Annotated in this window: 29 protein-coding genes; 21 read left to right on the top strand and 8 right to left on the bottom strand. The window is 69.8% G+C overall.

What is annotated here, in order from left to right; translation table 11 throughout:
• Positions 1–21 precede the first annotated feature (21 nt).
• Positions 22–909 (bottom strand): lytic transglycosylase domain-containing protein, encoded by an 888-nt coding sequence (locus MEU52_RS06300; RefSeq protein WP_238120797.1) that lies wholly within the window; start codon positions 907–909, stop codon positions 22–24.
• Between the two features lie 2 nt (positions 910–911).
• Positions 912–1,667, bottom strand: coding sequence for a S1 family peptidase (locus MEU52_RS06295; RefSeq protein WP_238120798.1), 756 nt, complete (start codon positions 1,665–1,667; stop codon positions 912–914).
• A gap of 87 nt (positions 1,668–1,754) precedes the next feature.
• Here MEU52_RS06295 and MEU52_RS06290 point away from each other — a divergent pair, with 87 nt between their 5' ends.
• Genes MEU52_RS06290 through MEU52_RS06255 form a run of 8 tightly spaced genes read left to right on the top strand, consistent with a single transcriptional unit; the run spans position 1,755 to position 5,049 of the window.
• Positions 1,755–2,318, top strand: coding sequence for a head-tail connector protein (locus tag MEU52_RS06290; RefSeq protein WP_238120799.1), 564 nt, complete (start codon positions 1,755–1,757; stop codon positions 2,316–2,318).
• Positions 2,315–2,638, top strand: coding sequence for a head-tail adaptor protein (locus tag MEU52_RS06285; RefSeq protein ID WP_238120800.1), 324 nt, complete (start codon positions 2,315–2,317; stop codon positions 2,636–2,638). Before MEU52_RS06290 ends, MEU52_RS06285 begins: the two co-directional genes overlap by 4 nt.
• Positions 2,635–2,970 (top strand): hypothetical protein, encoded by a 336-nt coding sequence (locus MEU52_RS06280; RefSeq protein WP_238120801.1) that lies wholly within the window; start codon positions 2,635–2,637, stop codon positions 2,968–2,970. The genes MEU52_RS06285 and MEU52_RS06280 overlap by 4 nt, the downstream gene beginning before the upstream one ends.
• Positions 2,967–3,386, top strand: coding sequence for a DUF3168 domain-containing protein (locus MEU52_RS06275; RefSeq protein WP_238120802.1), 420 nt, complete (start codon positions 2,967–2,969; stop codon positions 3,384–3,386). Before MEU52_RS06280 ends, MEU52_RS06275 begins: the two co-directional genes overlap by 4 nt.
• Before the next feature lie 21 nt (positions 3,387–3,407).
• Complete coding sequence (locus MEU52_RS06270) at positions 3,408–3,815, top strand: phage major tail protein, TP901-1 family (protein ID WP_238120803.1); 408 nt, start codon at positions 3,408–3,410, stop codon at positions 3,813–3,815.
• 11 nt (positions 3,816–3,826) lie between these two features.
• Positions 3,827–4,171: a gene transfer agent family protein gene (locus MEU52_RS06265; RefSeq protein WP_238120804.1), complete on the top strand. Its 345-nt coding sequence runs from the start codon at positions 3,827–3,829 to the stop codon at positions 4,169–4,171.
• A gap of 8 nt (positions 4,172–4,179) precedes the next feature.
• Complete coding sequence (locus tag MEU52_RS06260; protein ID WP_238120805.1) at positions 4,180–4,383, top strand: rcc01693 family protein; 204 nt, start codon at positions 4,180–4,182, stop codon at positions 4,381–4,383.
• A gap of 33 nt (positions 4,384–4,416) precedes the next feature.
• Positions 4,417–5,049: a phage tail tape measure protein gene (locus MEU52_RS06255; RefSeq protein WP_238120806.1), complete on the top strand. Its 633-nt coding sequence runs from the start codon at positions 4,417–4,419 to the stop codon at positions 5,047–5,049.
• 13 nt (positions 5,050–5,062) lie between these two features.
• Here MEU52_RS06255 and MEU52_RS06250 read toward each other — a convergent pair whose 3' ends face one another.
• Positions 5,063–5,446, bottom strand: coding sequence for a hypothetical protein (locus tag MEU52_RS06250; RefSeq protein ID WP_238120807.1), 384 nt, complete (start codon positions 5,444–5,446; stop codon positions 5,063–5,065).
• 681 nt (positions 5,447–6,127) lie between these two features.
• A complete protein-coding gene (locus MEU52_RS06245; protein ID WP_238120808.1) occupies positions 6,128–7,087 on the bottom strand; it encodes a hypothetical protein in 960 nt (319 codons plus the stop codon).
• A gap of 107 nt (positions 7,088–7,194) precedes the next feature.
• On the opposite strand from MEU52_RS06245, the gene MEU52_RS06240 reads away from it, so the two are divergent.
• The 10 genes from MEU52_RS06240 to MEU52_RS06195 all read left to right on the top strand — a co-directional run bounded on the left by MEU52_RS06240 (position 7,195) and on the right by MEU52_RS06195 (position 19,605).
• Positions 7,195–7,836 (top strand): DUF2460 domain-containing protein, encoded by a 642-nt coding sequence (locus MEU52_RS06240; RefSeq protein ID WP_238120809.1) that lies wholly within the window; start codon positions 7,195–7,197, stop codon positions 7,834–7,836.
• A 19-nt stretch (positions 7,837–7,855) separates the two neighbouring features.
• Positions 7,856–8,746, top strand: coding sequence for a DUF2163 domain-containing protein (locus MEU52_RS06235; protein WP_238120810.1), 891 nt, complete (start codon positions 7,856–7,858; stop codon positions 8,744–8,746).
• Complete coding sequence (locus tag MEU52_RS06230) at positions 8,743–9,225, top strand: NlpC/P60 family protein (RefSeq protein WP_238120811.1); 483 nt, start codon at positions 8,743–8,745, stop codon at positions 9,223–9,225. Before MEU52_RS06235 ends, MEU52_RS06230 begins: the two co-directional genes overlap by 4 nt.
• A 27-nt stretch (positions 9,226–9,252) precedes the next feature.
• On the top strand, positions 9,253–13,164 hold the full coding sequence (locus MEU52_RS06225) for a baseplate multidomain protein megatron (RefSeq protein WP_238120812.1): 3,912 nt from the start codon (positions 9,253–9,255) through the stop codon (positions 13,162–13,164).
• A 32-nt stretch (positions 13,165–13,196) separates the two neighbouring features.
• Positions 13,197–15,185: a DUF2793 domain-containing protein gene (locus MEU52_RS06220; RefSeq protein WP_238120813.1), complete on the top strand. Its 1,989-nt coding sequence runs from the start codon at positions 13,197–13,199 to the stop codon at positions 15,183–15,185.
• Positions 15,182–15,475 (top strand): hypothetical protein, encoded by a 294-nt coding sequence (locus MEU52_RS06215; protein ID WP_238120814.1) that lies wholly within the window; start codon positions 15,182–15,184, stop codon positions 15,473–15,475. Before MEU52_RS06220 ends, MEU52_RS06215 begins: the two co-directional genes overlap by 4 nt.
• A 198-nt stretch (positions 15,476–15,673) precedes the next feature.
• Positions 15,674–16,825: a peptidoglycan-binding protein gene (locus MEU52_RS06210; RefSeq protein ID WP_238120815.1), complete on the top strand. Its 1,152-nt coding sequence runs from the start codon at positions 15,674–15,676 to the stop codon at positions 16,823–16,825.
• A gap of 76 nt (positions 16,826–16,901) precedes the next feature.
• Positions 16,902–17,573 (top strand): response regulator transcription factor, encoded by a 672-nt coding sequence (locus MEU52_RS06205; protein WP_238120816.1) that lies wholly within the window; start codon positions 16,902–16,904, stop codon positions 17,571–17,573.
• 28 nt (positions 17,574–17,601) lie between these two features.
• The gene (locus tag MEU52_RS06200; RefSeq protein ID WP_238120817.1) at positions 17,602–19,011 is read left to right on the top strand and encodes a sensor histidine kinase; all 1,410 of its coding nucleotides are present in this window, start codon (positions 17,602–17,604) and stop codon (positions 19,009–19,011) included.
• 159 nt (positions 19,012–19,170) lie between these two features.
• On the top strand, positions 19,171–19,605 hold the full coding sequence (locus MEU52_RS06195; protein ID WP_238120818.1) for a hypothetical protein: 435 nt from the start codon (positions 19,171–19,173) through the stop codon (positions 19,603–19,605).
• Positions 19,606–19,621: 16 nt separating this feature from the next.
• Here the strand turns inward: MEU52_RS06195 and MEU52_RS06190 are convergent, their stop codons facing one another.
• From MEU52_RS06190 to MEU52_RS06180, 3 genes are all read right to left on the bottom strand, one after another.
• Positions 19,622–22,330, bottom strand: a complete 2,709-nt coding sequence (locus tag MEU52_RS06190; RefSeq protein ID WP_238120819.1) for a cation-translocating P-type ATPase — start codon at positions 22,328–22,330, stop codon at positions 19,622–19,624.
• 2 nt (positions 22,331–22,332) lie between these two features.
• The gene (locus MEU52_RS06185) at positions 22,333–23,172 is read right to left on the bottom strand and encodes a universal stress protein (protein ID WP_238120820.1); all 840 of its coding nucleotides are present in this window, start codon (positions 23,170–23,172) and stop codon (positions 22,333–22,335) included.
• Between the two features lie 144 nt (positions 23,173–23,316).
• Positions 23,317–23,835 carry a flavin reductase family protein gene (locus MEU52_RS06180; RefSeq protein WP_238120821.1) on the bottom strand — a complete coding sequence of 173 codons (519 nt, stop codon included), beginning with the start codon at positions 23,833–23,835 and terminating at the stop codon, positions 23,317–23,319.
• A 169-nt stretch (positions 23,836–24,004) separates the two neighbouring features.
• Here MEU52_RS06180 and queE point away from each other — a divergent pair, with 169 nt between their 5' ends.
• Positions 24,005–24,637 (top strand): 7-carboxy-7-deazaguanine synthase, encoded by a 633-nt coding sequence (gene queE / locus MEU52_RS06175; RefSeq protein WP_238120822.1) that lies wholly within the window; start codon positions 24,005–24,007, stop codon positions 24,635–24,637.
• A 17-nt stretch (positions 24,638–24,654) separates the two neighbouring features.
• Positions 24,655–25,011, top strand: a complete 357-nt coding sequence (queD, locus tag MEU52_RS06170; RefSeq protein ID WP_238120913.1) for a 6-carboxytetrahydropterin synthase QueD — start codon at positions 24,655–24,657, stop codon at positions 25,009–25,011.
• 8 nt (positions 25,012–25,019) lie between these two features.
• Here the strand turns inward: queD and MEU52_RS06165 are convergent, their stop codons facing one another.
• A complete protein-coding gene (locus MEU52_RS06165) occupies positions 25,020–25,628 on the bottom strand; it encodes a TIGR00730 family Rossman fold protein (protein ID WP_238120823.1) in 609 nt (202 codons plus the stop codon).
• A 120-nt stretch (positions 25,629–25,748) separates the two neighbouring features.
• Between MEU52_RS06165 and MEU52_RS06160 the strand changes: the two genes are divergently transcribed.
• Positions 25,749–26,105: an ArsR/SmtB family transcription factor gene (locus MEU52_RS06160; RefSeq protein WP_238120824.1), complete on the top strand. Its 357-nt coding sequence runs from the start codon at positions 25,749–25,751 to the stop codon at positions 26,103–26,105.

Raw genomic sequence — 26,105 nt, 5'->3', positions numbered from 1 at the left:
CCCGTGCGCGGGGCGGGCCTTTCAGTTGGGCAGCACGATGCAGGGCGCGCCCGCCCTGCGCAGGCGGGTGCACAAGGCGCTGGCGTCGGCCCGGGTCTGCGCCGGCAGGCGCACCCGGTAGAAGGGCCGCGCCCCGCGCCCCGCCATGCGGGTGGCGATGATGACCGGGGTGTGATCCTCGAACGCCGCCGCATGCTTTTCCGCCGCCCGGCGGAACGAGGCGAGCGCCAGATCGCGGGAGAAATTGCCGGAGATCTGAACCCCCCAGGGGGCGAACAGGGCATTGGGCTCCGCTCCCGGCGCCGGTGCGCCACCGCGCAGGGCGGCGAGGGTGACGAGGCACGGCTCGGCGGGAAACTCCGGCGCCGGCGCGCTTTGGCGCTTGAGGGCGGCCCAGTCCTCCGCCGTGCGGCCGGTGATGAGGCGCACATAGGTGCGGGTTTCCTGCGGCAGCCCACCGCCGGCGAGAAAGGCGCTGACCCGGCTCGGCCCCGCATTATAGGCGGCGGCCGCCAGGCCCAGGTTGCCGAAGCGGCGCGCCAGATCCGCCAGCAGGGCGGCGGAGGCGGGAATGGCCGTTTGCGGATCAAACGGATCGTCCAGGCCCCGCTCGCGGGCGGTGCCGGGCATGAACTGCGCAATGCCCTGGGCGCCGGCGCGGCTCACCACATGGGGGCGGAACGAACTCTCCCGCCAGATGAGGCGGGTGAAGACCGTCGCCGGCAGGCCCTCCTTCGCCGCCGCGCCGTCGATGAGCCGGCACAGGGCCGCATCGACGGTTTCGCCCGCGGAAGCGGGGGCGTCAGAGGGCGCGGGTTCGGCCCGCAGGCTGCCGGAGCCGGTCAGCAAAAGAATGCAAAGGAGAAGGGCGCGGCTTCCGATCCGAAGGGGGAGGCCGGCCCGGACCATGGCTAACGACCGAGCGGGCTGCCGAGGGCGGCGGCCGTGTCGGTGATCCAATCCCGGTGCAGCGACACCAGGGTGACGCCGGTGACGCCGCCGCAGCCGCGGGCCCCGCCCGCCGCCGTGGCCCAGCCGATGACGCCGGCTACCGCACCATCCTGGAACGCCGGGCCGCCGGAATCCCCGGTGCAGGCGCCTGCCGCGCCTTGGCTGGGAGCGAGGCGCACCATGATGCCGCCGGTGGTGCCGATGGAGGGCAACTGCACCGATCGCAGGGTGCCGGCGCCTTTGCCCTCACCCTTGCTATCGGAGGTGACGCCGAAGCCCGCCAGAGTGAAGAGCGTGCCCTTGGCCGGTAGGCCCTGCGCGGCGGTGAGCCGGGCCGGCGCAAAGCGGCCGGGCAGCGGCTCCGCCAGCTTCACCAGCGCCAGATCGGGGGTGGGCCGGCGGGTGCGGAACTGGTCGCCATCGAAGCGCGGATGCACGGCGATGCGGGCGGCGGGCACCAGCTTGGGCGGCCCGTCATCCACCAGCGCCACCGCATAGTCGCCGGCGGGTGCCACGCAATGGGCGGCGGTGAGCAGAAGGTCCGGCGCCAGCACCGTGCCGGTGCAGGTGGCGCCGCGGGTGGAAACGATCATCACCGTCTGTCGCGCCAGCGCGGCGCCGGCGGGCGTTCCGCCCACCAGAGCGCGGGCGGGCAGGGGGCCGAACAGCACAGCGGCGGCCATCAGGGCGGCGGAAGCGAAACGGGCGCGGATCATGCGCCGGTTCTGCCGCCGCCGCGCGGGGCCGTCAATGGCGCGTCGCGCGCCGCATTGTCTTCAACCGCGCCGAAAACGGAGCCACCCATGGCAGAACTTCTCAGCGGCCCCGCCGCCGAGCCGCTCACCCGCGCCGAGGCAAAGGCCTTCCTGCGCATCGATCACGAGGCCGAGGATGCGCTGGTGGATGCCCTCATCACCGCCGCCCGGCGCACGGTGGAGGCCGAGACCGGCCGGGTGCTGCTGGAGCAGACCTGGCGCTTCAGCCGCGATGCCTGGCCCTTAAGCCGGGTCATCGCCACGCCGGTGGCGCCGGTGCGGGCCATCCTCTCCGCCACCGTCACTTTGGCCGATGGCTCCACCGTCGCCGTGCCCGAGGGCGGCCTCGCCCTGAAGGCGGACCGGGCGCCGGCGCTGATCCATGTGGACCCCGCCCGCGTGCCCCTGCCGGGGCCGACGGTGGGCGGCATCGTCATCACCGTCACCGCCGGCTACGGCACCGGCGCCGATGATGTGCCGGCGGATCTGCTGCAGGCGCTGCGGCTGGTGCTGGCCCATTTCTACGAGCATCGCGACGGCCTGGGAGAAACGCAGAAGCTGCCGTCCACCCTCGGCGCGCTGCTTGCGCCCTATCGCTTGGTGCGGTTGTGAGCGCGGTCGGCGCCCTGCGCCTCCGGCTGGCGCACCAGACTTTCGTGGACCTGCCCGACGGGGCCGGCGGGGTGGAACGCAACTTCCTCACCGTGGACCAATTGTGGGGGGCCATCGAAACCAGTTCCACCGAGTTCGGCCTCGGCGAGGAACGGCCGCGCGCAACATCGGTGGTGCACATCACCGTGCGCGCGCCTAACACCCTCGCCCCGGGAGACCGGATGGTCCTGGGCGCCCGCGTGTTCCATGTGGAGGCGGTCACCGATGTGGAGGGGCGCGGCCGTTTCTCACGCTGCCGGTGCCGGGAGGAGCAGCCATGACGGGAGCAACAATGAAGGCGCGCGTCACCACCCGCGGCCTCGACGGTCTCGGCGCCCGGCTGGCCGCCCGTGCGCTGCCCGTGGCCACTGAGGCCGCCGCCGCCCGTGCCGCCCGCCGGCTGGCCGGGCTGGTGGCGGCCGAAACCGGCCAGGCTCCGGAGATCGCGGGCGATGCGGCCCGCCCTCTGGTGCGGGTGCGCGATGCCGCGGTGCTCACCCGGGTGCGCGGCTCCGCCCAGCAGGAGGGGGAGCCCTTGCTCGATCGCGCCCGCCTCGCGTTCGCGCGAAAGGAGACGGCGGAGGCCGTGCCGGACGGGGAGGAACGGCCATGAGCGTGCCGCTGACGAGCCCCGCTTTGGCCCTGCGCAAGGCCATTCACGGGGCATTGGCGGCCGATGGGCCGCTGCTGGCGCTGCTGGGCGGCGCCCGCATCTTCGACGTGCCGCCGAAGGATGCCGCCTTTCCCTTCGTCGCTCTGGGCGAGGCGGTGGTGAGCGACTGGTCCACCGCCACCGAGGCGGGGGCCGAGCATGCTTTGACCCTGCATGCCTTCTCCCGCAGCGGCGGGCGGGCGGAAGCCTATGCGCTGGCCGCCGCCGTGCAGGCGGCACTGCACGATGTGCCGCTGGCGCTCACCGGCCATCGCCTCGCCAATCTGCGCGCCACCACCGCCGAGGTGGTGCGCGACAAGGATGGGCGCACCTTTCACGCTCTGGTGCGGTTCCGCGCCGTCACCGAGCCCCTGTGATCCGTTTTAAGTGGAGGTTCCATGAGCGCGCAGAAGGGCAAGGACCTGTTGCTGAAGGTGCATGACGGCACCTCTTTCGTCACCGTGGCCGGGCTGCGCTCGCGCACCCTCGCCTTCAACGCCCAGAGCGTGGACGTGACCCACGCCGAATCCGCCGGCCGCTGGCGCGAGCTGCTGGAGGGGGCGGGGGTGAAGCGGGCCAGCGTCTCCGGTTCCGGCGTGTTCAAGGACGCCGCCTCCGATGCGCTGGTACGGCAGGCCTTCTTCGAGGGCACGCTGCCCCAGTGCCAGGTGCTGGTGCCCGATTTCGGCACCGTCACCGGGCCGTTCCAGATCACCGCCTTGGAGATCGCCGCCGAGCACGATGGGGAGGTGACCTTCGACCTCACCCTGGAGAGCGCCGGCGCCATCGCCTTCGCCGCGCTGTGAGGGGGATGGCCATGCCCAATCCCCGTCGTGGCGAGATCGAGGCCGTGCTCGATGGCCGCCCGCGCGTGCTGGTGCTCACCTTGGGCGCCCTGGCGGAGCTGGAGGCTGCGTTCGGCGCCGAGGACCTGATGGCTCTGGCGGCTCGTTTCGAGCAGGGCCGGCTGTCCGCCGCTGATGCGGTGCGCATCCTCCATGCCGGCCTGCGTGGCGCCGGCGAGGAGGTGAGCCTGGAGGAGGTGGCGCGCATGCGGGCCGATGGCGGCGCCGTCGGCTTTGTTCGTGCCGTTGCCGCGCTGCTCGCCGCCACCTTCGGCGCGGAGGAGGGGGCCTCCCCTCCGCTGCCGCAGCGGGCGTGAGGGGCGAGATGTCCGCGCCGCGCGCCTTTCCCTGGGCGCAGGTGATGGGCATCGGCTTCGGCCTGCTGCGGCTCTCCCCCGACGCCTTCTGGCGCCTCACCCCGCGCGAACTGGCCAGCGCCATCGCCATGCTGGCGCCGCCCCGCCCGCCGGCGCTGGGGCGGGGCGATCTTCAGGCGCTGATGACGCGCTTTCCCGACCGGGCCGGCTGAGGCCGGCGATCCCCTCAAATACGGAGCACCCCCATGACTGAGAGCGTGGATATCGCGGTGGACGTGGACACCCGCGACGCCAAGGCGGCTTTGTCCGACATGGAGGTGTCGGCCAAGGGTCTGGCCCGGGCTCTCAGCTCCGCCTTCACCGGCCTCGTGGTGCAGGGCAAGGACCTCGGCTCGGTGCTGGAGCAATTGGGCGTGCGCCTCTCCAACCTCGCGTTGACCGCCGCCCTGAAGCCGCTGGAGAGCGGGCTCAGCAGCCTGTTCTCCTCCGCCGTCGGCGGGCTCGCCTTTGCCAAGGGCGGCGTGATCGATGGGGGAGGGGTGCGCCCGTTCGCGGCCGGCGGCGTGCTGGCGCCGACGCCGGAGGGGCCCCGGGTGCGCCCCTTTGCCCGCGGTGGCGTGGTGGCGGCGCCCACCTATTTTCCCCTCGGCGGTGGGCAGAGCCGTGTCGGGCTGATGGGGGAGGCGGGCGCCGAGGCCATTTTGCCCCTCAGTCGCGGGGCCGATGGCAGCCTGGGGGTGCGGGCGGCGGAGGGCGCTGGCCGCGCCCAGGTCACCGTCAACGTGGCGACGCCCGACCTCGGTGCGTTCCGCCGCTCCGATGCCTATGTTTCGGGGATGGTGGCGCGCGCGGTCGCGCGAGCCCAGCGCGGGGCGTGAGCTCCCGGGGGCATCAGCGCGCCCGTTTCCAGGGGTCGGTGCTGGCGCTATCCGTGCTGCCGGCATCCATATCGGTGACCGTGTTGCCGAACGACCAGGTGTTGGAGATGCCCCGGGTGCCATAGGCATCCACGGTCGCCGCCGCATGGGTGCGGATGCAGGTGTTGGAATCTGGCACCCGCACGAAGCCTGGGCCCAGCTCCGGGCAACTGGTGGAGCGGGCGGGGCTCTTGGCGTTCTGCGCCGCAGCGGGCGAGATGCCGGCCAGCGCCAGCAGGCCCATCAGCACGGTGGCGACGACAAGCTGCCGGTGCGGGACCGGGTCCGGGCCCTTGGGGCCGCAGAGGGAGCCTCCAGCGGATGCGACGGAGCCGGGGGCGGCAGGCATGTTGTCCATGCCGCGATCCTGCGTCCCACTGATATGCGGTGCGCCTGCGTGCAACATCCTCATAGCAACGCCCTTCGCTCGCATCAGGGGGGCGACGCGGCTGGTCCATGCGCGGCCGATGGCCATGACCGATCACCTGACCGAGAATGGGTTATGGCACAGGAGGTCCGGCTCGCCAATTGGTCTCCCGGCGCGATCCGCTGGAGGCTCCCTCTGCGGCCCCAAGGGCCCGGCGCCGGCATGGCCCCCGCACCGAGGGGGCCGCGACGGTAGGGCCGGGGCGTGCGTCCGGACGGGCGAGCGCTCTGTCGGGCGATCGCGGGAGGGGTGCGTGGCAGGTCGGACGAGCCCAGATCGGATGAGCGCCAGGATTGGCGCGCATCACGACGGACATGTGGCTCATGCCTGGGCCAGCTGAACGTTTAAGCGTGCCATGACCGCACCGACGATCGACCCGTGCCGTGATAGGATGCGGTATCGCTGTCCGAGCCTCAGCCTCTCCAGCCTTGAGCGGGGCCGCACGGAAAGCGCGAGCAACCCACCCCGCTGGATCATGCGAGGTGGCGGCCGATGCACGGTGCGCGTCGACGCAAACACGCCGTGCGGCACCCGGAGCAGGCCCCTGTTACCGGCCCGCATGCAGCCCCGAAGCCCCGGCGGTGCCGGCACTTCGGGGCAGCACAAGCGGGGTCAGGCCTTGGCAGCCGCCTTCGCGGGCTTGGCCGCCTTGGCCTTCGCCGGCGCAGACTTGGTCGCCGCAGGTTTGGCCGCAGCGGTCTTGGCCGCAACGGTCTTGGCCGCCGCGGGCTTCGCTGCAGCCGGTTTGGCTGCAGCAGCCTTCACCGTAGCGGGCTTGGCCTCTGGCGGCTTCGAAGCGGCAGTCTTGGGAGCCGCAGTTTTGGGAGCCGCAGCTTTGGCGTCGGCGGCCTTGGCTGCCGGCTTGCTGGCCTTCGCTGCGGGCGCCTTGGTCGTGGGTGCAACCTCGGTCGCGGCCTTCGGCGGGGTCGTCTTGGGCGCCGCAGCTTTGGTGGCGGCGGGCTTGGCGCCCGCTTTGGCCGCAACCTTGGTCTTCGCGGCGCCGGCCTTGCCGGTCCCGGAGGCTTTCTTGGGTTCCGGCACGGGGCTCGCCGCCGGCGCACTGGCCGGTGCCTTGGCGACGATCTTGGCCGAGGCAGCCTTGGGCGCCGCGGTCTTCGCCGCTGCCGCCTTCAGCGCCATCGTGGCGGGCTTCTGGGCCGTAGGCTTCGACGTCGCAGACTTGGGCGCGCCGCTCTTGGCGGGTTTCGTGGAGGCAGCCTTGGCGGAAGAAGGCTTGGCGGAAGACGCCTTGGCCGGCGCCTTGGGGGGCTCCACCTTCGGTTCCGTTACCTTGGGCGCGGCAGCCTTGGGCGCGGCAGCCTTGGGCGCGGCGGGCTTGGATGCGGCGGGCTTCGCGGCCTTGGTCGCGGGCGCCTTTGTCTTGGATGCGGTGGTCTTGGATGCGGTGGTCTTCGGCGCCGTGGTTTTGGCGGCGGCCGGGGCGTCAGTCGCCGGGGCGGGCGCGGGGGTCTCGGCGGCCTTGGCGACGGGTGCGGCCTTCACCGCAGCCGCCTTTTTCGCGGCGGATTTCTCCGCGGCGGCCGCAGGCTTCTTGGCGGGCTTCGTGGCCATGCAAATGCTCCATCCTCAGCGAGGCCCCGAAAGTCAAGGCGCCGCCCTCAACTATGTCAAGGCGGTTTCTATTGCTGAGGCAGAAGAATTGGGTGTGAGGGCAATAAATGAGCGGCTTCCATGAAATTCTGTTTCCGCTGGAGGTGGCATTGGGCGCTTCCGGGGGGCCTGAACGGGTCACCGAGGTGGTCACCACCGCCACCGGACGCGAGGAACGCAACACGCGGCTCGCTGATTCGCGGCGGCGCTGGGATGCGGGCTATGGGGTGAAAAGCCTCGCCGCCCTCGCCGAGATCCTCGACTTTTTCGAGGAGCGGCGCGGCCGCCTTTACGGCTTCCGCTGGCGCGACCGGCTGGACCATGCGTCCTGCCCCCCGGGAGCGGTGCCAAGCCCTCTCGATCAGCGCCTCGCCGCCGGCGATGGCAGCACCGCCACCTTCCCCCTGCTGAAGACTTATGGCGGCCTGCACGCGCCCTATGCGCGGCCCATCGCCAAGCCTGTCGTGGGCTCGGTCTCGGTCGCCGTCGACGGGGTCGAGCGTCTTGAGGGAACGCATTTTTCCCTCGACGCCACAAGCGGTCGGATCACCTTCGCGGAAGGGCATCTGCCGTCCGCCGGCGCGGTGGTGACGGCGGGCTTCCTGTTCGATGTGCCGGTGCGGTTCGATACCGATTTTCTTGAGGTGAATCTCTCGGCCTTCGCGGCCGGTGACATTCCCCGCATTCCCATCATCGAGATCCGCTCCTGATTGTTCGTGAGGAGGCGTCATGCGCACTGTTCCCACGGCCCTCGCCAGCCATCTGGCGGGCGGCGCCACCACCCTGTGCTCGGCCTGGCGGCTCACCCGCCGCGATGGGCTGGTGCTGGGCTTCACCGACCATGATCGCGACCTCGAGCTGGAGGGGCTGACGCTGAAGGCGGCCTCCGGCATCGCCGCGTCCGAGCATGCCAGCGCCGAGGGCCTCGCCGTCACCGGCGCCGAGCTGTCCGGCGCCTTGAGCGCCGAGGCCCTGAGCGCCGATGATCTCGCCGCCGGCCTTTATGATGGCGCCGCCATCGAGCTCTTGCGGGTGAACTGGGCCGATCCCGCCCAGCATCTGCTGCTCACCCGCGGCACCATCGGCGAGGTGCGGTGTGAGGACGGCAGCTTCACCGCCGAGATCCGCTCCCAGACCGATGCCCTGAACCAGACCCGCGGCCGGCTCTATGGGGTGCGCTGCGATGCCGATCTCGGCGACGCCCGTTGCGGGGTGGATCTTGCGGCAGCGGCCTATGCGGCGAGCGGCGTGGTGGTCGCCATCGACAGCGCCCTGCGGCTGCGCCTCGAAGGCCTTTCCGACTACGCCGCCGAGACCTTCGCCCGTGGCACCGCGCGCTTCACCAGCGGCGCCAATGCCGGCTTCTCCACCGAGGTGAAGAGCCACACGCTGGAGGATGGCGTGGCCGCGATACGGCTGTGGCAGCGGCCGCCGTTTCCGGTGGCGGTGGGCGACGAGGTGGCGCTGACCGCCGGCTGCGACAAGCAATTCTCCACCTGCCGCGACCACTTCTCCAATCACCTCAACTTTCAGGGCTTTCCCCACATGCCGGGCAATGATTTCGTGCTCACCGTGGCGGTGCCCGGCGAGGGCGGATACGACGGGAGCCTGCTGGAATGAGCACCCCCGTTACCGCGGCCCAAGTGGTCACCGCGACCCAAGTGGTCACCGCGGCGCAGGTGGTCACTGCGGCCCGCGGCTGGATCGGCACGCCCTATCGCCACCGCGCCTCGGTGAAAGGCGTGGGGGCCGATTGCCTCGGCCTCGTGCGCGGAGTGTGGCGGGAGCTGCTGGGGCCCGAGCCGGAGCCGCTGCCGCCCTATGCGCCGGACTGGGCCGAGGCCCACCGCCGCGAGACCCTGGCGGAGACCGCCGGGCGGCACCTTCAGCCGGTGTCCCTCTCAGCCATCGAGACCGGCGACGTGGTGCTGTTCCGTTTCCGTGTCCACCTGCCGGCCAAGCATGCGGCCATCCTCTCCGGTTCCGGCCGGATGATCCATGCCTATGACGGCACGGCGGTGTGTGAGAGCGAGCTGTGCGCCTGGTGGCGCCGGCATCTCGCCTTCGCCTTTCGCTTTCCGGGCGTCGCTGACATCTGAGCCGCCCCATCTCATCGAGGATTTTCCATGGCGACCTTGCTTCTCGGCGCGGCCGGCGGCCTGCTCGGTGGCGCCCTGTTCGGCCCCATCGGCGCGGTGGCGGGGCGGGCCCTGGGCGCCCTCGGTGGCGCGGTGCTGGACCAGACCCTTCTCGGCGGCAACCGCTCCAGCACCGTGGAAGGTCCGCGCCTTACCGATCTCGATGTGATGGCCTCCACCCAGGGCGCGGCCATTCCCCGCGTCTATGGCCGGGCGCGCCTTTCCGGACAGGTGATCTGGGCCACCCGGCTGTTCGAGGTGAAGAAGACGGAGACCCAGTCGGTGGGCGGCAAGGGCGGCAGCCTCGCGCCCAAGGTCAGCACCGTCACCTACACCTATTATGGCAATTTCGCCGTCGCCCTGTGCGCCGGGCCAGTGTCGCGCATCGGCCGCATCTGGGCTGATGGCAAGCTGATGGAGCAGGCCGGCATCACCGTGCGGCGCTATCTCGGCGCGCACGACCAGTCGCCCGATCCCTGGATCGTCGCCAAGCAGGGGGATGTGGGGGCTCCGGCCTATCGTGGCATCGCCTATCTGGTGTTCGAGAATCTCGACCTCACCGACTATGGCAACCGCCTGCCGCAGATCACCGCCGAGGTGGAGCGCGGGGTGGGCGCGCTGGAACCGCAGGTGCGGGCGGTGACGCTGATCCCCGGCGCCACCGAATTCGGCTACGACACGGTCAACACCCTGCAGATGTACGGACAGGCGAGCTATGGCCGCGAGGCCCGCCACGTTTCCACCCACGCCACCGATTTCGTCGCCTCGGTGGACCAGCTCCTGGCCGCCTGCCCGAACCTGGAGCGGGTGTCGCTGGTGGTGTCGTGGTTCGGCGATGATCTGCGCGCCGGTGCGTGCCTGGTGCGGCCCAAATGCGAGCGGCACAACAAGACCACCGTGCCGCAATCCTGGTCGGTGGGCGGCCTCTCCCGGCTCATGGTGCCAGCCGTCTCCCAATATGACGGCCGCGCGGCCTATGGCGGCACGCCGTCTGATCTCTCCATCGTGCGGGCCATCACCCGGCTGAAGGAGGCGGGGGTGAAGGTCACCCTCAACCCCTTCGTGATGATGGATATTCCCGCCGACAACACGCTGCCCGATCCGTGGACCGGCGCCGCTGCCCAGCCGCCCCATCCCTGGCGCGGGCGCATCACGTGTGATCCGGCGCCGGGACGGGCGGGCACGGTGGAGGGCACGGCCGCCTGCGGCGCGCAGGTGGGCGCCCTGTTCGGGAGTGCGGAACCGGGGGATTTCCTGCGGGTGGGCAGCCTCGTCCTGTTCACCGGCACCGCCGAATGGAGCCTCAGGCGCATGGTGCTGCACTATGCCCATCTGGCGGTGGCGGCGGGCGGCGTCGAGGCCATTCTCATCGGCTCGGAGATGGAGGCGCTGACCCGCCTGCGCGATGGTAGCGGCGGCTTTCCGGCGGTGACGGAGCTGATCGCGCTTGCCGCGGACGTGAAGGCGGTGGTGGGGCCTGAGACGCTGGTGTCCTACGGCGCCAATTGGGCGGAGTATGGGTCCCAGGTGTATGATGGGAACGAGGTGCGCTTCCCGCTCGATACCTTGTGGGCATCCCCTGACGTGGACTTCATCGGCATCGATTATTACCCGCCTTTCACCGATTGGCGGGATGGCACCGCCCATCTCGACGCCTCCCTCGCAGCCTCCCTCCACGATCGCGCTTATCTCAAGGCCAGCCTGCGCTCCGGAGAGGCCTACGACTGGTATTATGTCGATGATGCCGCGCGGCTCGCCCAATCACGCAGCCCCATCACCGATGGGGCTTATGATGAAGCCTGGATCTATCGGCAGAAGGACCTGTGGTCGTGGTGGGCTAATCCTCATCATGAGCGCTTCGCCGGGGTGCGGGCGGCGAGCCCCACCGCTTATGTCCCCGGGGCCAAGCCCATCCGCCTGATGGAGGCGGGCTGCGCGGCGGTGGACAAGGGGCCGAACCTGCCCAGCGCCTTCCCCGATCCCAAGTCCTCCGAGAACGCCTTGCCGCCCTTCTCCTCCGGCCAGCGTGACGATCTGGTGCAGCGGCGCATGCTGGAGGCGATCCTCGCCACCTTCGAGCCGGCGGCCGGCGCCAGCCTCACCGACAATCCGCAAGCGCCCCTCTATGGCGGGCGCATGGTGGACGAAGGCTGTGTGTTCCTGTGGACCTGGGATGCGCGGCCCTATCCCCAATTCCCCCTGCTTGACGACGTGTGGGGCGACGGCAGCAACTGGACGGCGGGCCATTGGCTCACCGGCCGGCTGGGCTCCGCCCCCCTCGACGGGCTGGTGGCGCAGCTGTGCGCCGATTTCGGCGTGGGCGATGTGGAGAGCGCGGGGCTTGCCGGCGTGGTGGAAGGCTATGTGGTGGAGCAGCCCATGACCGCCCGCGCCGCTTTGGAGCCGCTGGCCCGCGCCTTCGCATTCGAGGCCCGCGAAGCGGATGGGCAGATTGCCTTCCACCAGCGCGGCGAAGGCGCCATCACCGATCTTGCCGCTGACGATCTGGTGCAGCCGGACGACGGGGCTCTGCTGAGCCTCACCCGCACCCAGGAGACCGAGCTGCCGCTGGAGGTGAGTGTCGGCTTCATCGATCCCTTGCATGATTATCGCAAGGCCACCGTCTCCTCCCGCCGGCTGGTGGGGCAGAGCCGGCACGTCACCCAGGCGGATCTCGCCTTGGTGGCGGCGCCCAACGTGATGGTGCGCGCCGCTGATGTGTGGCTGCAGGACCTGTGGGCGGGCCGGGAAAGCGTGAGCTTCTCCCTGCTGCCCTCCCGCGCCGCGCTGATGCCGGGGGATCTGGTGCGCCTGACGCTCGACGGGCGGGCACGGCTGCTGGAGATCACCCGGGTGGAGGAGGCGGAGGCCCGCGCCATCACCGCCCGCAGCATCGAGCCGGACGTGTTTGACACGGCTCTTGAAGGGTTGGACAGCGGCAGCGTCGCCCTGCCGGCAGTGTCCGGCCCGCCGGCGGTGGTGGTGCTCGATCTGCCGGCGCTGGCGGCGAGTGATCCCCTGCCGCTGCAATATCTTGCGGCGGCGGCCTCGCCCTGGCCCGGTACGCTGGCCGTGTGGCGCTCCAGCGATGGCGAGAGTTTCGATGCGGTGGGCCCCATCACCGCCTCCGCCACCCTCGGCACCCTGGCCGGCGAACTGCCGCCCGGGCCGCTGTGGCGGTTCGATCGCTTCAACACCGTGCTGGTGACGTTGGAGACCTCGCTCTTGGTGTCGGCCAGCGCCACACAGGTGCTGGAGGGTGCCAATGTGCTGGCGCTGCTGGCGGACGGGCGCGATCCGGAGATCATCCAGTTCACCGAGGCCGAGCTGGTGGATACCAGCACCTACCGTCTCTCCGGCCTGCTGCGTGGCCGCGCCGGCACCGAGGCGGCGGGAACTGAGCCCTGGCCGGAAGGCACGCGCGTGGTGCGGCTCGATGGCACCCTGGTGACGGTGGCGAGCGGGCTTTCCGCCCTCGGCCGCAGCAGCATCTACCGCGTGGGCGCCGCCAGCGGCGATTATGGCGATGAGGACGTGAGCGAGGTCACCGCTACCGCCACCGATGCGGCGTTCCGGCCTCTGTCTCCGGTGCATGTGCGCGGCCGGCGTACGGAAGCCGGCGTCGTCCTCTCGTTCATCCGTCGCACCCGTATGGACGGCGACAGTTGGGAGGCGGTGGAGGTGCCCCTGGGCGAGGATGCGGAGGCCTACCGGGTGGAGATCCTTTCGGACGCGGCGGTGGTGCGCACGCTGAACACCGCAACCCCCTCTGTCATCTACGCGAGCGCCGATGAGCTCGCGGATTTCGGCGCCGTGCAGGCGAGCCTCACCGTGCGGGTGTGCCAGCTCTCGGCCACCGTCGGCGCCGGCACGGCGGCGACCCGCACCTTGGCACTCTGAGGCCTCCCCCTTTCACCATCGAGGATCGGTTCATGGCGTCCGATGAAACGGCGCGCCTGGCTCTGCCCTATCTGGCGGCAGCGCAGGCGCAGAAGCATGTCACCCACAACGAGGCGCTGCGGCGCCTCGATGCCTATGTGCAGCTCGCTTTGGAGAGCGTTACCGCGCTGGAGCCGCCGGTGAGCCCGGCCGAGGGGGCCTGCTGGTTCGTCCCCGCCGGCGCCACCGGCAGCTTCGCGGGACAAGACGGAACGCTCGCTACTTATGAGGCCGGCGCGTTCGACTTCCTGGCCGTGCCGGCGGACACACTGGCCTTCATCCGCGATGAGGATCGCTTCGCCCGCCATGACGGCAGCGCCTGGGTCTCGCCTCTGGCCGATGCGGTGGTGGCCCTTGCGGCGCGCACCCAGCTGGTGTTGGAGAGCATCACCGATGCCGCTCCGCCGGCGGCGCCAGAGGCGGGCGGGCGCTGGTTCGTGCCGGCGGGTGCCACCGGTGCTTTCGCCGGCCAGGCGGGCACCCTCGCCGTGTTTCAGGATGGGGCGTTCACCTTCCTGGCCCTCGAAAGCGGGGCGCTCGCCTTCATCCGCGATGAATGGCGGCTTGCGCTTTATGATGGCGGCGCCTGGGTGTCGCCGCTGGCGGTGCGGCCGAGCCGCGCCGCCATCGAGGCCGAGGTGCTGGAGCAGGACCTGGTTCTGTCCGGAACCAGCGTGGCCACCACCGTCGCGATCCCCGCCCGCGCCATCGTGCTGGGGGTCTCCACCCGCACCCTCTCCGGCGTGACGGGGGCGACGTCTTATGATTGCGGCATCGCCGGTGAGGCGTCCAAGTTCGGCGGCAGCCTCGGGGTGGCGCAGGGCGCAGCCAATTCCGGCGTCATCGGTCCGACGGCCTTTTATGCGGAGACGCCGGTGGTGGTGACCGCCAATGGCGGGGCGTTCACCGGTGGGCGGGTGCGGGTGTCCATCCATCTGCTGCGCTGCCCGGTCTCGGTGTTCCCAGACTTGGAACAGGCGTGGTGGACGCAGGCCGAACACCAGCTCGATGGTGTGGCGCCGGCCCTGGCGGCGGATTTCGTGGGCGAGCGCTATGCGTTGGGTGGCGCGCATGTCTCCTCCACGACGCTGTTCCAGCGCACGGGCAGCGCCAAGATGGTGGTTGCCGGCTCCGGCGAGCTGATGCAGGCCCCGGCCAACACCCTGGCCTTCGATTACCACAGCGGCGGGCGGCGCCTGCTGCTGGAAGGCGCGGCCACCAATCTATTTTATCCCTCGTCGGCGCCGGGCGCCGCTGTCTCGCTTAGCGTGACGGCTCAGGTCTACACCTTGAGCTTCTGGGGCACGGGAGCGATGGCTCTGTCGGGTGCCCATGTCGCGACGGTGAGCGCCGGCGGCGGGCGGACCACCTACACCTTCACGCCCGCCGCCGGCAGCCTCTCGCTTACGCCATCCGGCACGGTGCTCCGGGCGCAGCTGGAGGTGGGGGCGATCGCAACCAGCTATATCGCCACCACAACGGCCGCTGTGACGCGCACCACTGATATCTGCCAGTGGTCCGGTGCGGCGGTCGCCGTTCTGGGTGGGTCTGGTGTCGGGCCCAACAGTCTGGTCTGGCGTGGATCGCTCGGGTCCTCCGTCGATCTTCAGGACATGATCTGCTTTCAGCGCGATGCGGTCGCCAAGCAGTTCCTTCGGCAAGTCGGCTCCTCGATCCAGATCATTACCCCGGCGCGCGGAACCCTCTTCGATGTCAAATACCTGGAGATCGCCGCTCCGGCGAGGTTTGCCGTTTGTGTCGGCTGGGGCGGCGACGGAATGGCCGCTTACGCCAGCGGCCTTGCGACGGGTGTCACCGGGACACGGGCGGGGCAGGGCACCGTTGAAGGCATCTTCCTGGGCGGGCCGAGCGGATTCCCGAATGGTGTCGCGCAGCTGATCGAGGACATCGTGGTCTGGCCCCTCATGGGCAGTGCCGCGGCCCTCCAGTCTCAAGCTCACATCTCGGGAGTGGGATCATGACCACCATCTACCTGCGCTTTGCTGATCGGGCGACGGCCTGCGCGACGCTGGAGAGCGTGCTCGGCTTCGATGGGGCGCAAGGCGAAGACGGCCGCCAGCTCTATTCCTCCGGCCTTCACGGGACGACGCGATACCACCTGTGCTTCCTGGCCGATGCCGGCGTGCGCACCGGTGGCGGCGAGGACCACGTGAACCTGCTGTGGCCCGATGGGGCCGCGCCGGTGCCCGACTTTGGTCTGGCGGCGATCGGCCCGCTGACGCCGAGCTGCATGTTCGGCTCGCCCGGTTAGTTGAACCAATAGAGCAGGAACCAGCCCATCAGGGTGAACATCAAGAGCGTGGTGCGGAAATCATCCATTGTGACCCAGCATGCCCAAGGGGAATGTCAAAGAATAGGTCAAATTCAAAGGATGTCGCGCCGAATTTTTCAGCAGTTCCGTAACGTTTTGGCCGCCATGGGCGGCCATTTTCATTTCATGGAGACCGAAATGGCTCGAACCTATGCCTTTTCCGCGCTCAAGGGCGAGTATCAGCAGCGCTGGGAGCAGATGGCGATCACACCGCGCCAGCAAGGGGCGATCGATCGGGCGGCGATGACAATCCTCGCCGCCAAGTCGCGGTATCAGGTGGTGGCGGCTCAGACGGGCGTGCCCTGGGCCTTCATCGGCGTGCTGCACTGGCGGGAGGCCAGCTGTGATTTCGCCGGGGTGCTGCACAATGGCGAGAAGATCCTCGGCACCGGCCGCAAGACGCGCCTGGTGCCGAAGGGGCGGGGACCGTTCCGGACCTGGGAGGAGGCGGCCCGCGATGCCCTCGCCCTCAAGGGTTACGCGCCGGGTTCTCCCTGGAGCATCAGCCGCTGCCTTTATGAGGGCGAACGTTTCAATGGCTTCGGCTACCGGATGCACCAGGTGCCGAGCGCCTATCTCTGGTCCTTCTCGAACCAGTATGTGCGCGGCAAGTATGTGGCGGACGGGGTGTGGAGCCCCACCACCGTGGACCGGCAAATGGGCATTGCCCCGCTCATGAAGCGCCTGCTGGCGCTGGACGGGGATGTTTCCTTCGAGGCGGCCACCTCTGCCGCATCGAGTGGGCCCACGGCCGGCGACGGGCTCGACGCGCGCGCGGTCGCCGCGCTGCAGCAACGTCTGCGGGATCTGGGATATTTCGAGGTCGGTCAGGTCGATGGCCAGTGGGGAGCGCGCACGGTGGCCGGGCTGAGCGCCTTCCAGGCGACCGCGGGCCTGCCGCTGACGGCGGTTCCCGGGCAGGCGCGGGTGGACACCGCGACCGCCGCCGCGCTGGCCACGGCTTCCACCCGGGTGGTGGCCCCTGCGCGCGCCGCGCTGACCGCCCGCGACCTGCTGCAGCGGGGCGACGGGATGCTGCGGGCGGCCTGGTGGAGCAAGTTCTGGGCGTGGCTCATCGGCGCACCGGCCCTGGTCATCGGGGTGCTGGAGCAGGCGCCGGAGGCGACGGGACGCCTCGACGGCCTGCGGGCCACTTTCGCTCAGATGCCGGGTTGGGCGTGGTCACTGCTCGTGGTTGGTGTCGCCCTGTCGCTCTTCATGCTCTCACGCCGGGTCGAGGCGGATCGGGTGGCGGCGGTGCGCAGCGGGCGCGACAGCGGACCTGCGTGAGGACAAGGCCGCCGCGACGACCCTGACTCGCGTTGCAAATGCTGCCATTCTAGGCCCCGTTGCGGGGGAGGACATCGTGCGATTGCTGGTGGTGGAGGACGATCCGGATTTGAACCGGCAGTTGGTGACCGCCCTGGGGGACGCCGGCTACGCGGTGGATCGGGCCTTTGACGGTGAGGAGGGGCATTTCCTGGGCAGCACCGAGCCCTATGACGCCATCGTCCTGGACATCGGCCTGCCCAAGATGGATGGGCTTTCGGTGCTGGAGAACTGGCGGCGCGCCGGGCATGCGATGCCGGTGCTGATCCTGACCGCGCGCGATCGCTGGAGCGACAAGGTGCAGGGGTTCGATGCCGGTGCCGACGACTATGTCGCCAAGCCCTTTCACATGGAGGAGGTGCTGGCGCGGCTGCGGGCTCTGCTGCGGCGCGCCAGTGGCCATGCTTCCAGTGAACTGTCCTGCGGGCCGGTGCGGCTCGATACCCGCTCGGGACGGGTGGCGGTGGACGGCAATCCGGTGCGCCTCACCTCCCACGAATACCGCCTGCTGTCCTACCTGATGCACCATGCCGGACGGGTGGTGTCGCGGACCGAACTGGTGGAGCATCTGTACGATCAGGATTTCGATCGGGATTCAAACACCATCGAAGTGTTCGTCGGCCGTCTGCGGCGCAAGCTCGATTGCGATGTGATCCAGACCGTGCGCGGGCTCGGCTATCTGCTCGCGCCTCCGGAGGAGCCGCGATGACCGTGGTGGCATGGGCGACGGCGCGGCCATGAAGCGCACGGCCGATCCGGGGTCCCTGGCTTTTCGCCTGTTCCTGTCGGCCATGGCCATCACCCTTGTGGTGCTGGCCGTGGTGGGGCTCGCCCTGTCCTCGCTCTATGCGCAGGCGGCGGAGCGCTCGTTCGACCGGCGGCTCGATGTCTATGTGAAGACCCTGGTGGCCGAGGTGGCCAACGCCACCAACGATGCGGCGCTCGAGCCGCAGGCCATGGCCGAGCCGTTGTTCTCCTTCCCCCGGTCGGGTTGGTACTGGCAGATCGTGCGCCAGCGGGACGGGACCATGGACCGGCATGCCTCGCGCTCGCTGGGTGCCGATCGACTGCCGGTGCTCGGGGGCGAGCATGCGGGTGCCACGCCGGGCGGCATGCGCCAGGGCTTTGCCGTGGGGCCCGACGGCGAGCGCATCCGTGTGGTCGAGCGGACGGCGGACTTCGGCTCCGACGGCACCTTCGTGGTGTCGGTGGGGGCCACCGCGGCCGAGCTCGATCATGACATCTCCAGCTTCAACGTCGCGCTGATCGGCACGTTGATCGTGCTGGCTCTGGCCTTCCTGCTGGTGGTGCTGTTCCAGGTGCGGTTCGGCCTGCGGCCCCTGTCCCGCGTTTCCCAGGCCCTCGCCGATGTGAGGTCGGGCAAGGCGGTGCGGCTGGAGGGGCGCTATCCCGAGGAGATCGTGCCGCTGGTGCGCGAGGTCAACGCGCTGATCGCCGCCAATCAGGAGGTGGTGGAGCGGGCTCGCACCCATGTGGGCAATCTGGCGCACGCTTTGAAAACCCCCCTCTCGGTTCTGCTCAACGAGGCCGGCACCCGCGATGACCCGCTGGCGATGCGGGTGCGCGACCAGGCCGGCGTGATGCGCGATCAGGTGGCGCATCACCTGGAGCGCGCGCGCATGGCGGCGCGCGTGTCGATGGTGGCCAGCGTCTGCGACGTGGGCGAGATCCTCACCGCGCTGGCGCGCACCATGCAGAAGATTCACCGTGGTCGCGCGTTGGCCATCGACGTGCGTGTTCTGGACGGCGCCCGTTTCCGTGGCGAGCGCCAGGATCTGGAGGAGATGATCGGCAATCTGGTGGACAACGCCTGCAAATGGGCGTCGGGCCGGGTGGAGATCGAGCTGGCGGTGAGCCGCGCCCCCGGCCCGGGGGGCCGCGCCTTCTTCCGCATCACCATCGACGATGACGGGCCGGGCCTCGATCCGGCGCGGCGGCTGGATGTGGGGCGGCGTGGCCGCCGTCTGGACGAATCAAAGCCGGGCTCCGGGCTCGGCCTGTCCATCGTGCACGAACTCGCCATGCTCTATGGCGGCCATTTCGAGCTGAGCGCCGCGCCCAGCGGAGGGTTGCGGACCGAGCTGGTGCTGCCCATGGTGGCGGGCAATGGCGAGGCGGCCGCGTGAGGAGCCCTCCGGGTCCCTGCGCGGCCCCTGCGGCACCGGCAGGTGTCGGCGCAGCTTCCCCTTGCGACGAAGTGCCACTAAAAGGCGGAGGAGGTCAGCGCTATTGACCTCCTGTTTCGTCTGCGCCGCTTTGGCGCCCGCGTTGAGAGATGGCTTGAGATGCCGGTCCGCATGGTGCCCGCCGTTCTGCTTGTCACGGTCCTCGGCGCCCTGGTGTCGGGGTGCGCCAGTGATGCCGGAGCCAATCTCAAGGGGCCGGGGAACATGGCATTGCCGACCTCGCCGGTGATGCGGGGGGCGGTATCCGGCGGGCTGATTAGCGGCGCCATCGGCAACGGCCTCAGTGATGCCGACCGCCAGCGCGCCTATGACGCGGAGATCTCCGCCCTGGAGACCGGCGGCCCCGGCTATCCGGTGGGCTGGAAGGGCGATGGCGGCACGCGCGGCACGGTCATCGCCGGGCCGGCCTATCATCGGCCCGGCTTCCAGAGTTGCCGCGATTATTCCCACACCATCTATATCGACAACCGCCCGCAGATCGCGCGCGGCGCCGCCTGCCGCACCACCGAAGGCCAGTGGCAGGCGGTGAGCTGACCGCCTACTGCCCGGGCTACACCCGGGGTATCGGCTGGGGTGTGCCGAGACGGTGTCGCGAGAAGGCTTTGTCGGTCTCCATCAGCAGCAGCAGGCCAAGCGCCACCGCGCCCAGTTCCAGCCACTGCCGCGCCGGGATGGGGGCGATTTCCAGCACGTCACGCACGCCGGGCACATAGCTGGCCAGCACCTGCACCGCCTGGGCGCCGAAGATGGCCGCCATCAGCGGCCAGTTGGCGCCGGGCGGCAGCAGAAACACGGAACGGGTTTCCGAGCGGGCATTGAACGCCTGGACGTTGGCGAACAGCACCATGAGGAACAAGAGCGCGTTGCGCGCCTCGAACGGGGCGAGGCCCTGGGCCAGCCAACACCAGAAAAAGGCGAACGCGACGCACCCCATGAACAGGGACGACAATAGCGTCCGTCGGATCATCAGGGCGTCGAAGATCGGCTCACGCGGGGCGCGGGGCCGGCGATCGAGCAGGCCGGGTTCCGGCTTTTCCAGGGCCAGCGTCACGTCCTGTGCGCCATTGGCCACCAGGTTCAGCCACAGCAACTGCACCGTGGTGAGGGGCACCGGGGTCTGCAAGGCGACGGCGAGCAGAAAAAGAACCACCTCCGCGGCGCCGATGGAGACGAGCAGGAAGATGAGCTTGCGGATGTTGGCATAAGCGGCGCGCCCTTCCTCGACACCGGCGACCACGGAGGCCAGATTGTCGTCGGCGATGACCAGGGCGGCGCTGTCGCGGGCCACGTCCGTGCCGCCGAGGCCCATGGCGATGCCCAGATCGGCGCGGCGCAGGGCGGGGGCATCATTGACCCCATCGCCGGTCATGGCGACCACGTGCCCCGCGGCCTGCAGGGCATCGACGATCTCCAGCTTCTGGGTCGGCTCGACCCGCGCGAACACGCGGGTGCGCTCGATGCGCCGCATGGCCGCCTCTGAGCCGGTCTGGAGGGCGGCGAGTTCGCGTCCGGTCATCACATCGGCTTCGTCATGGGCGATGCCGAGATCGCGGGCGATGGCCAGGGCGGTGGCGGCATGGTCGCCAGTGATCATCTTGACCGCGATGCCGGCGCGGTGACAGGCCGCCACCGCGTCTTTGGCCTCCGGCCGGAGCGGATCGATGAAGCCTACCAGGCCCAGCGGCTGCAGGTGCTGCAGCCAGCCGTCGAAATTATCGGTTTCGCCCGGCGCCACATCGAGCCGCCGTCGGGCGATGGCCAGCACCCGTTGTCCCTCCCGCGCCATGGCTTCCGCCCGCGCCAGGAGCACCTCCCCCGCCGCTCCGCACAGGGGCAGCACGGTCTCCGCGGCGCCCTTCACATGCAGCACGGCGCCAGCCCCATCGGCATTCAGGCTTGCCGCGAGGCGTCGTTCGGCGCTGAAGGGCAGGTGGGCCAGCCGGGGCTGCGCCGATCGCGTCGCCTCGATCAAGAGGCCCGCCTGCTGGGCCAGCACCAGCAGGGCAATGTCGACGGTGTCACCGCTGGCGCCCTGGCGCCCGCTGACCGGATGCAGGGTGGCGTCGTTGCACAGGCTCACGGATACCGCCAAGGCGTCGATCTGCGCCTGCGTGCCGGCGTCGCCGTGCTCATTGTCGGAGCGGAACGGGGGATCGTGTTCGTCTTCCGGAACCTGCAGCACCATGCCCGAGGGCAATACCAGCCGTGTTGCGGACATGCGATTGAGGGTGAGGGTGCCGGTCTTGTCGGTTGCGATCACGGTGCAGGCGCCGAGCCCCTCCACCGCCGGCAGGTGCCGCACGATCACATGGCGGCGCGCCATGCGGCGCGTGGCCACCGACAGGGCGATGGTGACCGCCACCGGCAATCCCTCGGGAATGACGGCGACGGCCAGCGCGGCCGCCATCAGGAAGGTTTCCACCATCCCTGCGCCCGCCATCAGGCGGCCGACGATGATCACTCCCATCAGCACCAGGGTGGCGGCGCCCAGCATGCGCGAGAAGCGTTCCAGGCGGCGGCTGAGGGGCGGCGGCGTCGCCGGCGTGTCCAGGGCCTGGGCGATGTGCCCGAGCGCGGTGTCACGCCCGCTCGCCACCACCAGCCCCTGGGCCTGGCCCCGCAGCACATTGGTGCCGGCGAACACCATGTTGGCGCGCTCGGCCAGGGGCGCCTCGTCCGGCAGCACGATCGCGGCGCTCTTCTCCACCGGGAGCGACTCGCCGGTGAGGGCGGCCTCGCTGGTTTCGAGATCGCTGGCGCGCACCAGCCGCAGGTCCGCGGGCACCCGGTCGCCGGCCTCCAGCAGAACCAGGTCGCCGGGCACCAGCTCGGCACTGTCGCGCAGCACCACGGTGCCATCCCGGGCCACGCGGCTGTGGGTGGTGATGGCGTGCTTCAGCGCCGCCGTGTCGGCTTCAGCGCGGGCTTCCTGTAGGGCGCCGACGCCGGTGTTGAGCGCCAGAACCACGAAGATGAAGAGCGAGTCCTCAGCATGGCCAAGGGCGATGGAGATGCCCGCGGCCACCAGCAGCAGATAGATGAGTGGACTTTGCAGCTGGCCCAGCAGCAGCCGCCAGAGGCTGCGACGGGGCGCTTCCGGCAGGCGGTTGGGCCCCCACCGGTCGCGGCGACGCGTGACCTCCTCGTGCGCCAGTCCGTCGAGATCGCAGCCGAGCCGTGCCGCCGCCGCCACTGGGGCCAGGGCGTGCCACGCCGGGGCAGGGGCCTCAACCGAGGCTCCTGGCGGGGCCGGAGCCATGCTCAGTACGACATGAGCAGCGGAATGGAACTGTCCTTCAACAGCGATTGCGTGACGCCACCCAGCACCCATTCCTGCATGAGCGAATGGTTGAAGGCGCCCATCACCAGCAGATCCGCACCGAACAGGCTGGCCTGCTCGCGCAAAGTGGCTTCGATGCCGCCTTCCTGGACCACCAGGTCCTTGACGTTCACATGCACGCCGTGGCGGGCGAGATGCGGCGCAATCTCGGCGCCGGGCACGGTCTTGGCGAGCTGCTTCTCGGTGGCGATGGCCACCACTTCCACCGCTTCCGCCGACCGCAGGATGGGCATGGCGTCGTTGACGGCGCGGGCCGCCCGGGCGCTGGCATCCCAGGCAATGAGCACCCGCCGGTGCTTGAAGCTGTCCCAGGCGGGCGGCACGACGATCAGCGGGCGGCCGCTGTCGAACAGCAGGGCCTCGATCAGGCCGCGGTCGGCATCCACGCTGGCGCGCTGGGCGTTGAGCACGGCGATGTCATGCACCCGCGCCTGCGCCACGAAGGTATCCACGAGCTGGCCATAGGAGAGCTGCAGCGTTTCGACGGAACAGGAAACGCCCTGGGCCTGGGCATCTCCCCGGGCCCGTTCCGCCAGGCTGCTGGCAAGCGCGTTCAGGCGCCGGTTGTGATCGGCCACCAGGCTGCTGGCGACGCTGCTGACGAAGGTGTTGCCCACCACCACCTTGAGCGAGGCCGCCTGGATGGTGGCATGGGCGCCCGCCTGCTGGGCCAGGGAAAGGCCATAGCTCAGCGCCGCGGCCGAGACCTCATCGCCTTCCTCGGTCATGCCGATGAGCACGCTCTTGATATTCTGCAGCATGGGGCTTTCCTTGCACGATGACCCACCCTAATGGGCCCGGCATAGCGGGGCGTTGCGTTACGTCAACAGCACCCGGGGTGATTATCCCACTCTAAATGACATCGCGAAATCACATCTCGCCGCCGGGCCCGGACCTGAGGCGGCTCAGGCCTCCGGTTCCGCCAGCAGGCGATAGCGGCCGCGGTAGTACAGCAGGGGAGCGTCGTCGCCCTCGGCATGCATGTGCACCACGCGGCCCACGAAGATGATGTGGTCGCCCCCGTCGTAATGCGCGTAGGGCACGCACTCGAAGGTGGCATGGGCGGCGGTGAGCCGGGGCGCGCCGCTTCGGCCCGGATGCCAGTCGGTGCCGGCGAATTTGTCCTCTCCCGCCCGGGCGAAGCGGTTGGAAAGCTCCTGCTGGCTCTCCAGCAGGATGTTCACCGAATAGGCCTTCACCTGCTCCAGCCGGGCCAGGGAATTCAGGGTGCGGGCCATGCAGAACAGGATCAGCGGCGGATCGAGCGAGACGGCGGAGAAGGAATTCACCGTCACCCCCATCAGCCCCTCGTCGTCGCCGGCCATCACCACGGCGATGCCGGTGGCGAAGCGGCCCAGCGCGTTGCGCAGCTCACGCGGATCAAAGCTGGCGTCCAGATCAATCGTCGAAGTCCTCGTCGACATGGGCAATGCTCTCTCGTGCTGGAAAAAGCCCCGTACACACGCCACGGCAATGTCGGGCGCGCTGCAGTGCTGCAGGCAAGAGGTATAAGGCGCATCGCCTCCCACGCAAGCCAGCCCATCGGTCGCCATGGCTTTTCCCGCGCGGCGCTTCGGTTTAAACGCAGGGCCCATGGCCTATGCTGTCAAAGAGATCTTCCTGACCCTCCAGGGCGAGGGCGCCCAGGCCGGCCGTGCGGCCGTGTTCTGCCGTTTCTCCGGCTGTAATCTGTGGTCGGGGCGCGAGGAAGATCGCGCGGCGGCGGCCTGTCGCTTCTGCGACACGGATTTCGTCGGCATGGATGGCGAGGGCGGCGGGCGGTTCGGCTCGGCAACGGCTCTGGTGGCGGCCTTGTCCGCCACCTGGGGCGAACGGGCCGGCCGCCGCTTTGTGGTTTTCACCGGGGGCGAGCCACTGCTGCAGCTGGACGCCGCCCTGATCGCCGCGACCCATGCCGCCGGCTTCGAGATCGCGGTGGAGACCAACGGCTCGGTGGCGGCGCCGGACGGCATCGACTGGATCTGCATGAGCCCGAAGGCCGGCGTGGAGCTGGTGCAGCGGCGTGGCCACGAGCTGAAGCTGGTGTTTCCGCAGCCGGACCTGATGCCGGATGTCGTCGCCGGGCTCGACTTCGACCATTTCTTCCTGCAGCCCATGGATGGGCCGGACCGGCAGCGGCACACGCAGGCGGCGGTGGCCTATTGCCTGGACCATCCCCATTGGCGGCTGTCCCTGCAAACCCATAAGATGATCGGCATCCCATGAGCGCATCCCCCCGCCAAATGCGGATCACCCAGGCCTTCACCTTCGAGGCCGCGCATTTCCTGCCTCGCGTGCCGGAAACCCACCGCTGCCGTCGCATGCATGGGCATTCCTATCGCATCGAACTGACGCTGGAAGGCCCGGTGGATGACGACAGCGGCTTCGTCGCCGATTTCTTCGACATCGAAGCCGCCTTCGCGCCGCTGCTCGCCCGCCTGGACCACCATTGTCTCAACGACATCGAGGGGCTGGACAACCCCACGGCCGAGCACATCGCCGTCTGGATCTGGACCCGCCTGAAGGCGCAGGTTCCCCTTCTCGCCAGCGTGCGGGTGTTTGAGACGCCCATGTCTTATGCGGAATACACCGGCGCCTGAAGCGCCGGTCACATCTGCCGGGCCACCTGCGAGTCGGTGTCGTGCAGCTCCGGCTCAGGCACCGCCGCCGCTGCCGCCCGCAACGCCGGTAGGATCTCTTCCACCCGATCGACGTTGAGCAGGGTCATGGGCGCGCGGGGCGGCAGGAAGCCGGTGGTGTCCATGTGGGCCATGAGGTCCAGGAACGGATTCCAGAAGCCGTCGATATTGGCCAGCAGGATCGGCTTGCGGTGTCGGCCGAGCTGCGCCCAAGTCAATTGCTCCACCAGTTCCTCCAGGGTGCCGACGCCGCCCGGCAGGGCCACGAAGGCATCGGCGCGCTCGAACATCAGCTGCTTGCGCTGATGCATGTCCTGTACCTCGATGATCTCGGCCTTGTGGCGGAACCTGCGTTCCGCACGCACCAGAAAGGTGGGGATGATGCCGGTGACGGCGCCGCCGGCCAGCGACACCGCACCCGCCACCTCACCCATGAGGCCGACACCGCCACCCCCATAGACCAGGCGAACGCCTTCGGCGGCGAGCAGACGGCCGAACTGGCGCGCGGTCTCCGCGAAGACGGGATTGGTGCCGAAGGACGAACCGCAATAGACGCAAACACTTTCAATCTTAGCCATGCATCCACTCTAGCACTGTTTCGGCCGCATCCGGGAGTGTGCGCATCCGTTGCAACGCCGCGGTGAACGCGGGCGGGGCGCCTTGAAATCCTCCATTTTATCGTTTATCGCCGATGAACGATGGCCGAGCCTCCCGTCTTCTCTCCCGCATCCGCCGACCTGCCCGACCTGGAGCCGCTGGCCGAGCGCCTGCGGGCGCTGGCGCATCCGGCGCGGCTGGCGGTGCTGCGCCGTCTTGCCCATGAGAAGTGCTGCGTCTGCGGCGCCCTGGTGGACGGGCTGCCTTTGGCGCAATCCACCGTCTCCCAGCACCTCAAGGTGCTCACCGACGCGGGCTTTCTGCGCAGCCGGGCGGACGGCGCCCGCACGAGCTACTGCCTCGATGCGGAGGCCTTGCGCGCGCTGCGTGTGGAAATCGACGATCTGTTCGCGGCCCTGCTTCCGTCCGGCGCCGGCGAGCGATCGCAGGAAAGCTAG

It is taken from the genome of Xanthobacter sp. NM-25, assembly GCF_022138605.1.
Taxonomy (GTDB): domain Bacteria; phylum Pseudomonadota; class Alphaproteobacteria; order Rhizobiales; family Xanthobacteraceae; genus Xanthobacter.
This window is presented reverse-complemented; position numbering and strand designations above follow the sequence as displayed.

Bases quoted from the DNA above. Each gene is read 5' to 3' on its own strand.
- MEU52_RS06300 (WP_238120797.1), bottom strand. From the start codon at position 909: ATGGTCCGGGCCGGCCTCCCCCTTCGGATCGGAAGCCGCGCCCTTCTC.
- MEU52_RS06295 (WP_238120798.1), bottom strand. From the start codon at position 1,667: ATGATCCGCGCCCGTTTCGCTTCCGCCGCCCTGATGGCCGCCGCTGTG.
- MEU52_RS06290 (WP_238120799.1), top strand. From the start codon at position 1,755: ATGGCAGAACTTCTCAGCGGCCCCGCCGCCGAGCCGCTCACCCGCGCC.
- MEU52_RS06280 (WP_238120801.1), top strand. From the start codon at position 2,635: ATGACGGGAGCAACAATGAAGGCGCGCGTCACCACCCGCGGCCTCGAC.
- MEU52_RS06275 (WP_238120802.1), top strand. From the start codon at position 2,967: ATGAGCGTGCCGCTGACGAGCCCCGCTTTGGCCCTGCGCAAGGCCATT.
- MEU52_RS06270 (WP_238120803.1), top strand. From the start codon at position 3,408: ATGAGCGCGCAGAAGGGCAAGGACCTGTTGCTGAAGGTGCATGACGGC.
- MEU52_RS06265 (WP_238120804.1), top strand. From the start codon at position 3,827: ATGCCCAATCCCCGTCGTGGCGAGATCGAGGCCGTGCTCGATGGCCGC.
- MEU52_RS06260 (WP_238120805.1), top strand. From the start codon at position 4,180: ATGTCCGCGCCGCGCGCCTTTCCCTGGGCGCAGGTGATGGGCATCGGC.
- MEU52_RS06255 (WP_238120806.1), top strand. From the start codon at position 4,417: ATGACTGAGAGCGTGGATATCGCGGTGGACGTGGACACCCGCGACGCC.
- MEU52_RS06250 (WP_238120807.1), bottom strand. From the start codon at position 5,446: ATGGACAACATGCCTGCCGCCCCCGGCTCCGTCGCATCCGCTGGAGGC.
- MEU52_RS06245 (WP_238120808.1), bottom strand. From the start codon at position 7,087: ATGGCCACGAAGCCCGCCAAGAAGCCTGCGGCCGCCGCGGAGAAATCC.
- MEU52_RS06240 (WP_238120809.1), top strand. From the start codon at position 7,195: ATGAGCGGCTTCCATGAAATTCTGTTTCCGCTGGAGGTGGCATTGGGC.
- MEU52_RS06235 (WP_238120810.1), top strand. From the start codon at position 7,856: ATGCGCACTGTTCCCACGGCCCTCGCCAGCCATCTGGCGGGCGGCGCC.
- MEU52_RS06230 (WP_238120811.1), top strand. From the start codon at position 8,743: ATGAGCACCCCCGTTACCGCGGCCCAAGTGGTCACCGCGACCCAAGTG.
- MEU52_RS06225 (WP_238120812.1), top strand. From the start codon at position 9,253: ATGGCGACCTTGCTTCTCGGCGCGGCCGGCGGCCTGCTCGGTGGCGCC.
- MEU52_RS06220 (WP_238120813.1), top strand. From the start codon at position 13,197: ATGGCGTCCGATGAAACGGCGCGCCTGGCTCTGCCCTATCTGGCGGCA.
- MEU52_RS06215 (WP_238120814.1), top strand. From the start codon at position 15,182: ATGACCACCATCTACCTGCGCTTTGCTGATCGGGCGACGGCCTGCGCG.
- MEU52_RS06210 (WP_238120815.1), top strand. From the start codon at position 15,674: ATGGCTCGAACCTATGCCTTTTCCGCGCTCAAGGGCGAGTATCAGCAG.
- MEU52_RS06200 (WP_238120817.1), top strand. From the start codon at position 17,602: ATGAAGCGCACGGCCGATCCGGGGTCCCTGGCTTTTCGCCTGTTCCTG.
- MEU52_RS06195 (WP_238120818.1), top strand. From the start codon at position 19,171: ATGCCGGTCCGCATGGTGCCCGCCGTTCTGCTTGTCACGGTCCTCGGC.
- MEU52_RS06190 (WP_238120819.1), bottom strand. From the start codon at position 22,330: ATGGCTCCGGCCCCGCCAGGAGCCTCGGTTGAGGCCCCTGCCCCGGCG.
- MEU52_RS06185 (WP_238120820.1), bottom strand. From the start codon at position 23,172: ATGCTGCAGAATATCAAGAGCGTGCTCATCGGCATGACCGAGGAAGGC.
- MEU52_RS06180 (WP_238120821.1), bottom strand. From the start codon at position 23,835: ATGTCGACGAGGACTTCGACGATTGATCTGGACGCCAGCTTTGATCCG.
- queE (WP_238120822.1), top strand. From the start codon at position 24,005: ATGGCCTATGCTGTCAAAGAGATCTTCCTGACCCTCCAGGGCGAGGGC.
- queD (WP_238120913.1), top strand. From the start codon at position 24,655: ATGCGGATCACCCAGGCCTTCACCTTCGAGGCCGCGCATTTCCTGCCT.
- MEU52_RS06165 (WP_238120823.1), bottom strand. From the start codon at position 25,628: ATGGCTAAGATTGAAAGTGTTTGCGTCTATTGCGGTTCGTCCTTCGGC.
- MEU52_RS06160 (WP_238120824.1), top strand. From the start codon at position 25,749: ATGGCCGAGCCTCCCGTCTTCTCTCCCGCATCCGCCGACCTGCCCGAC.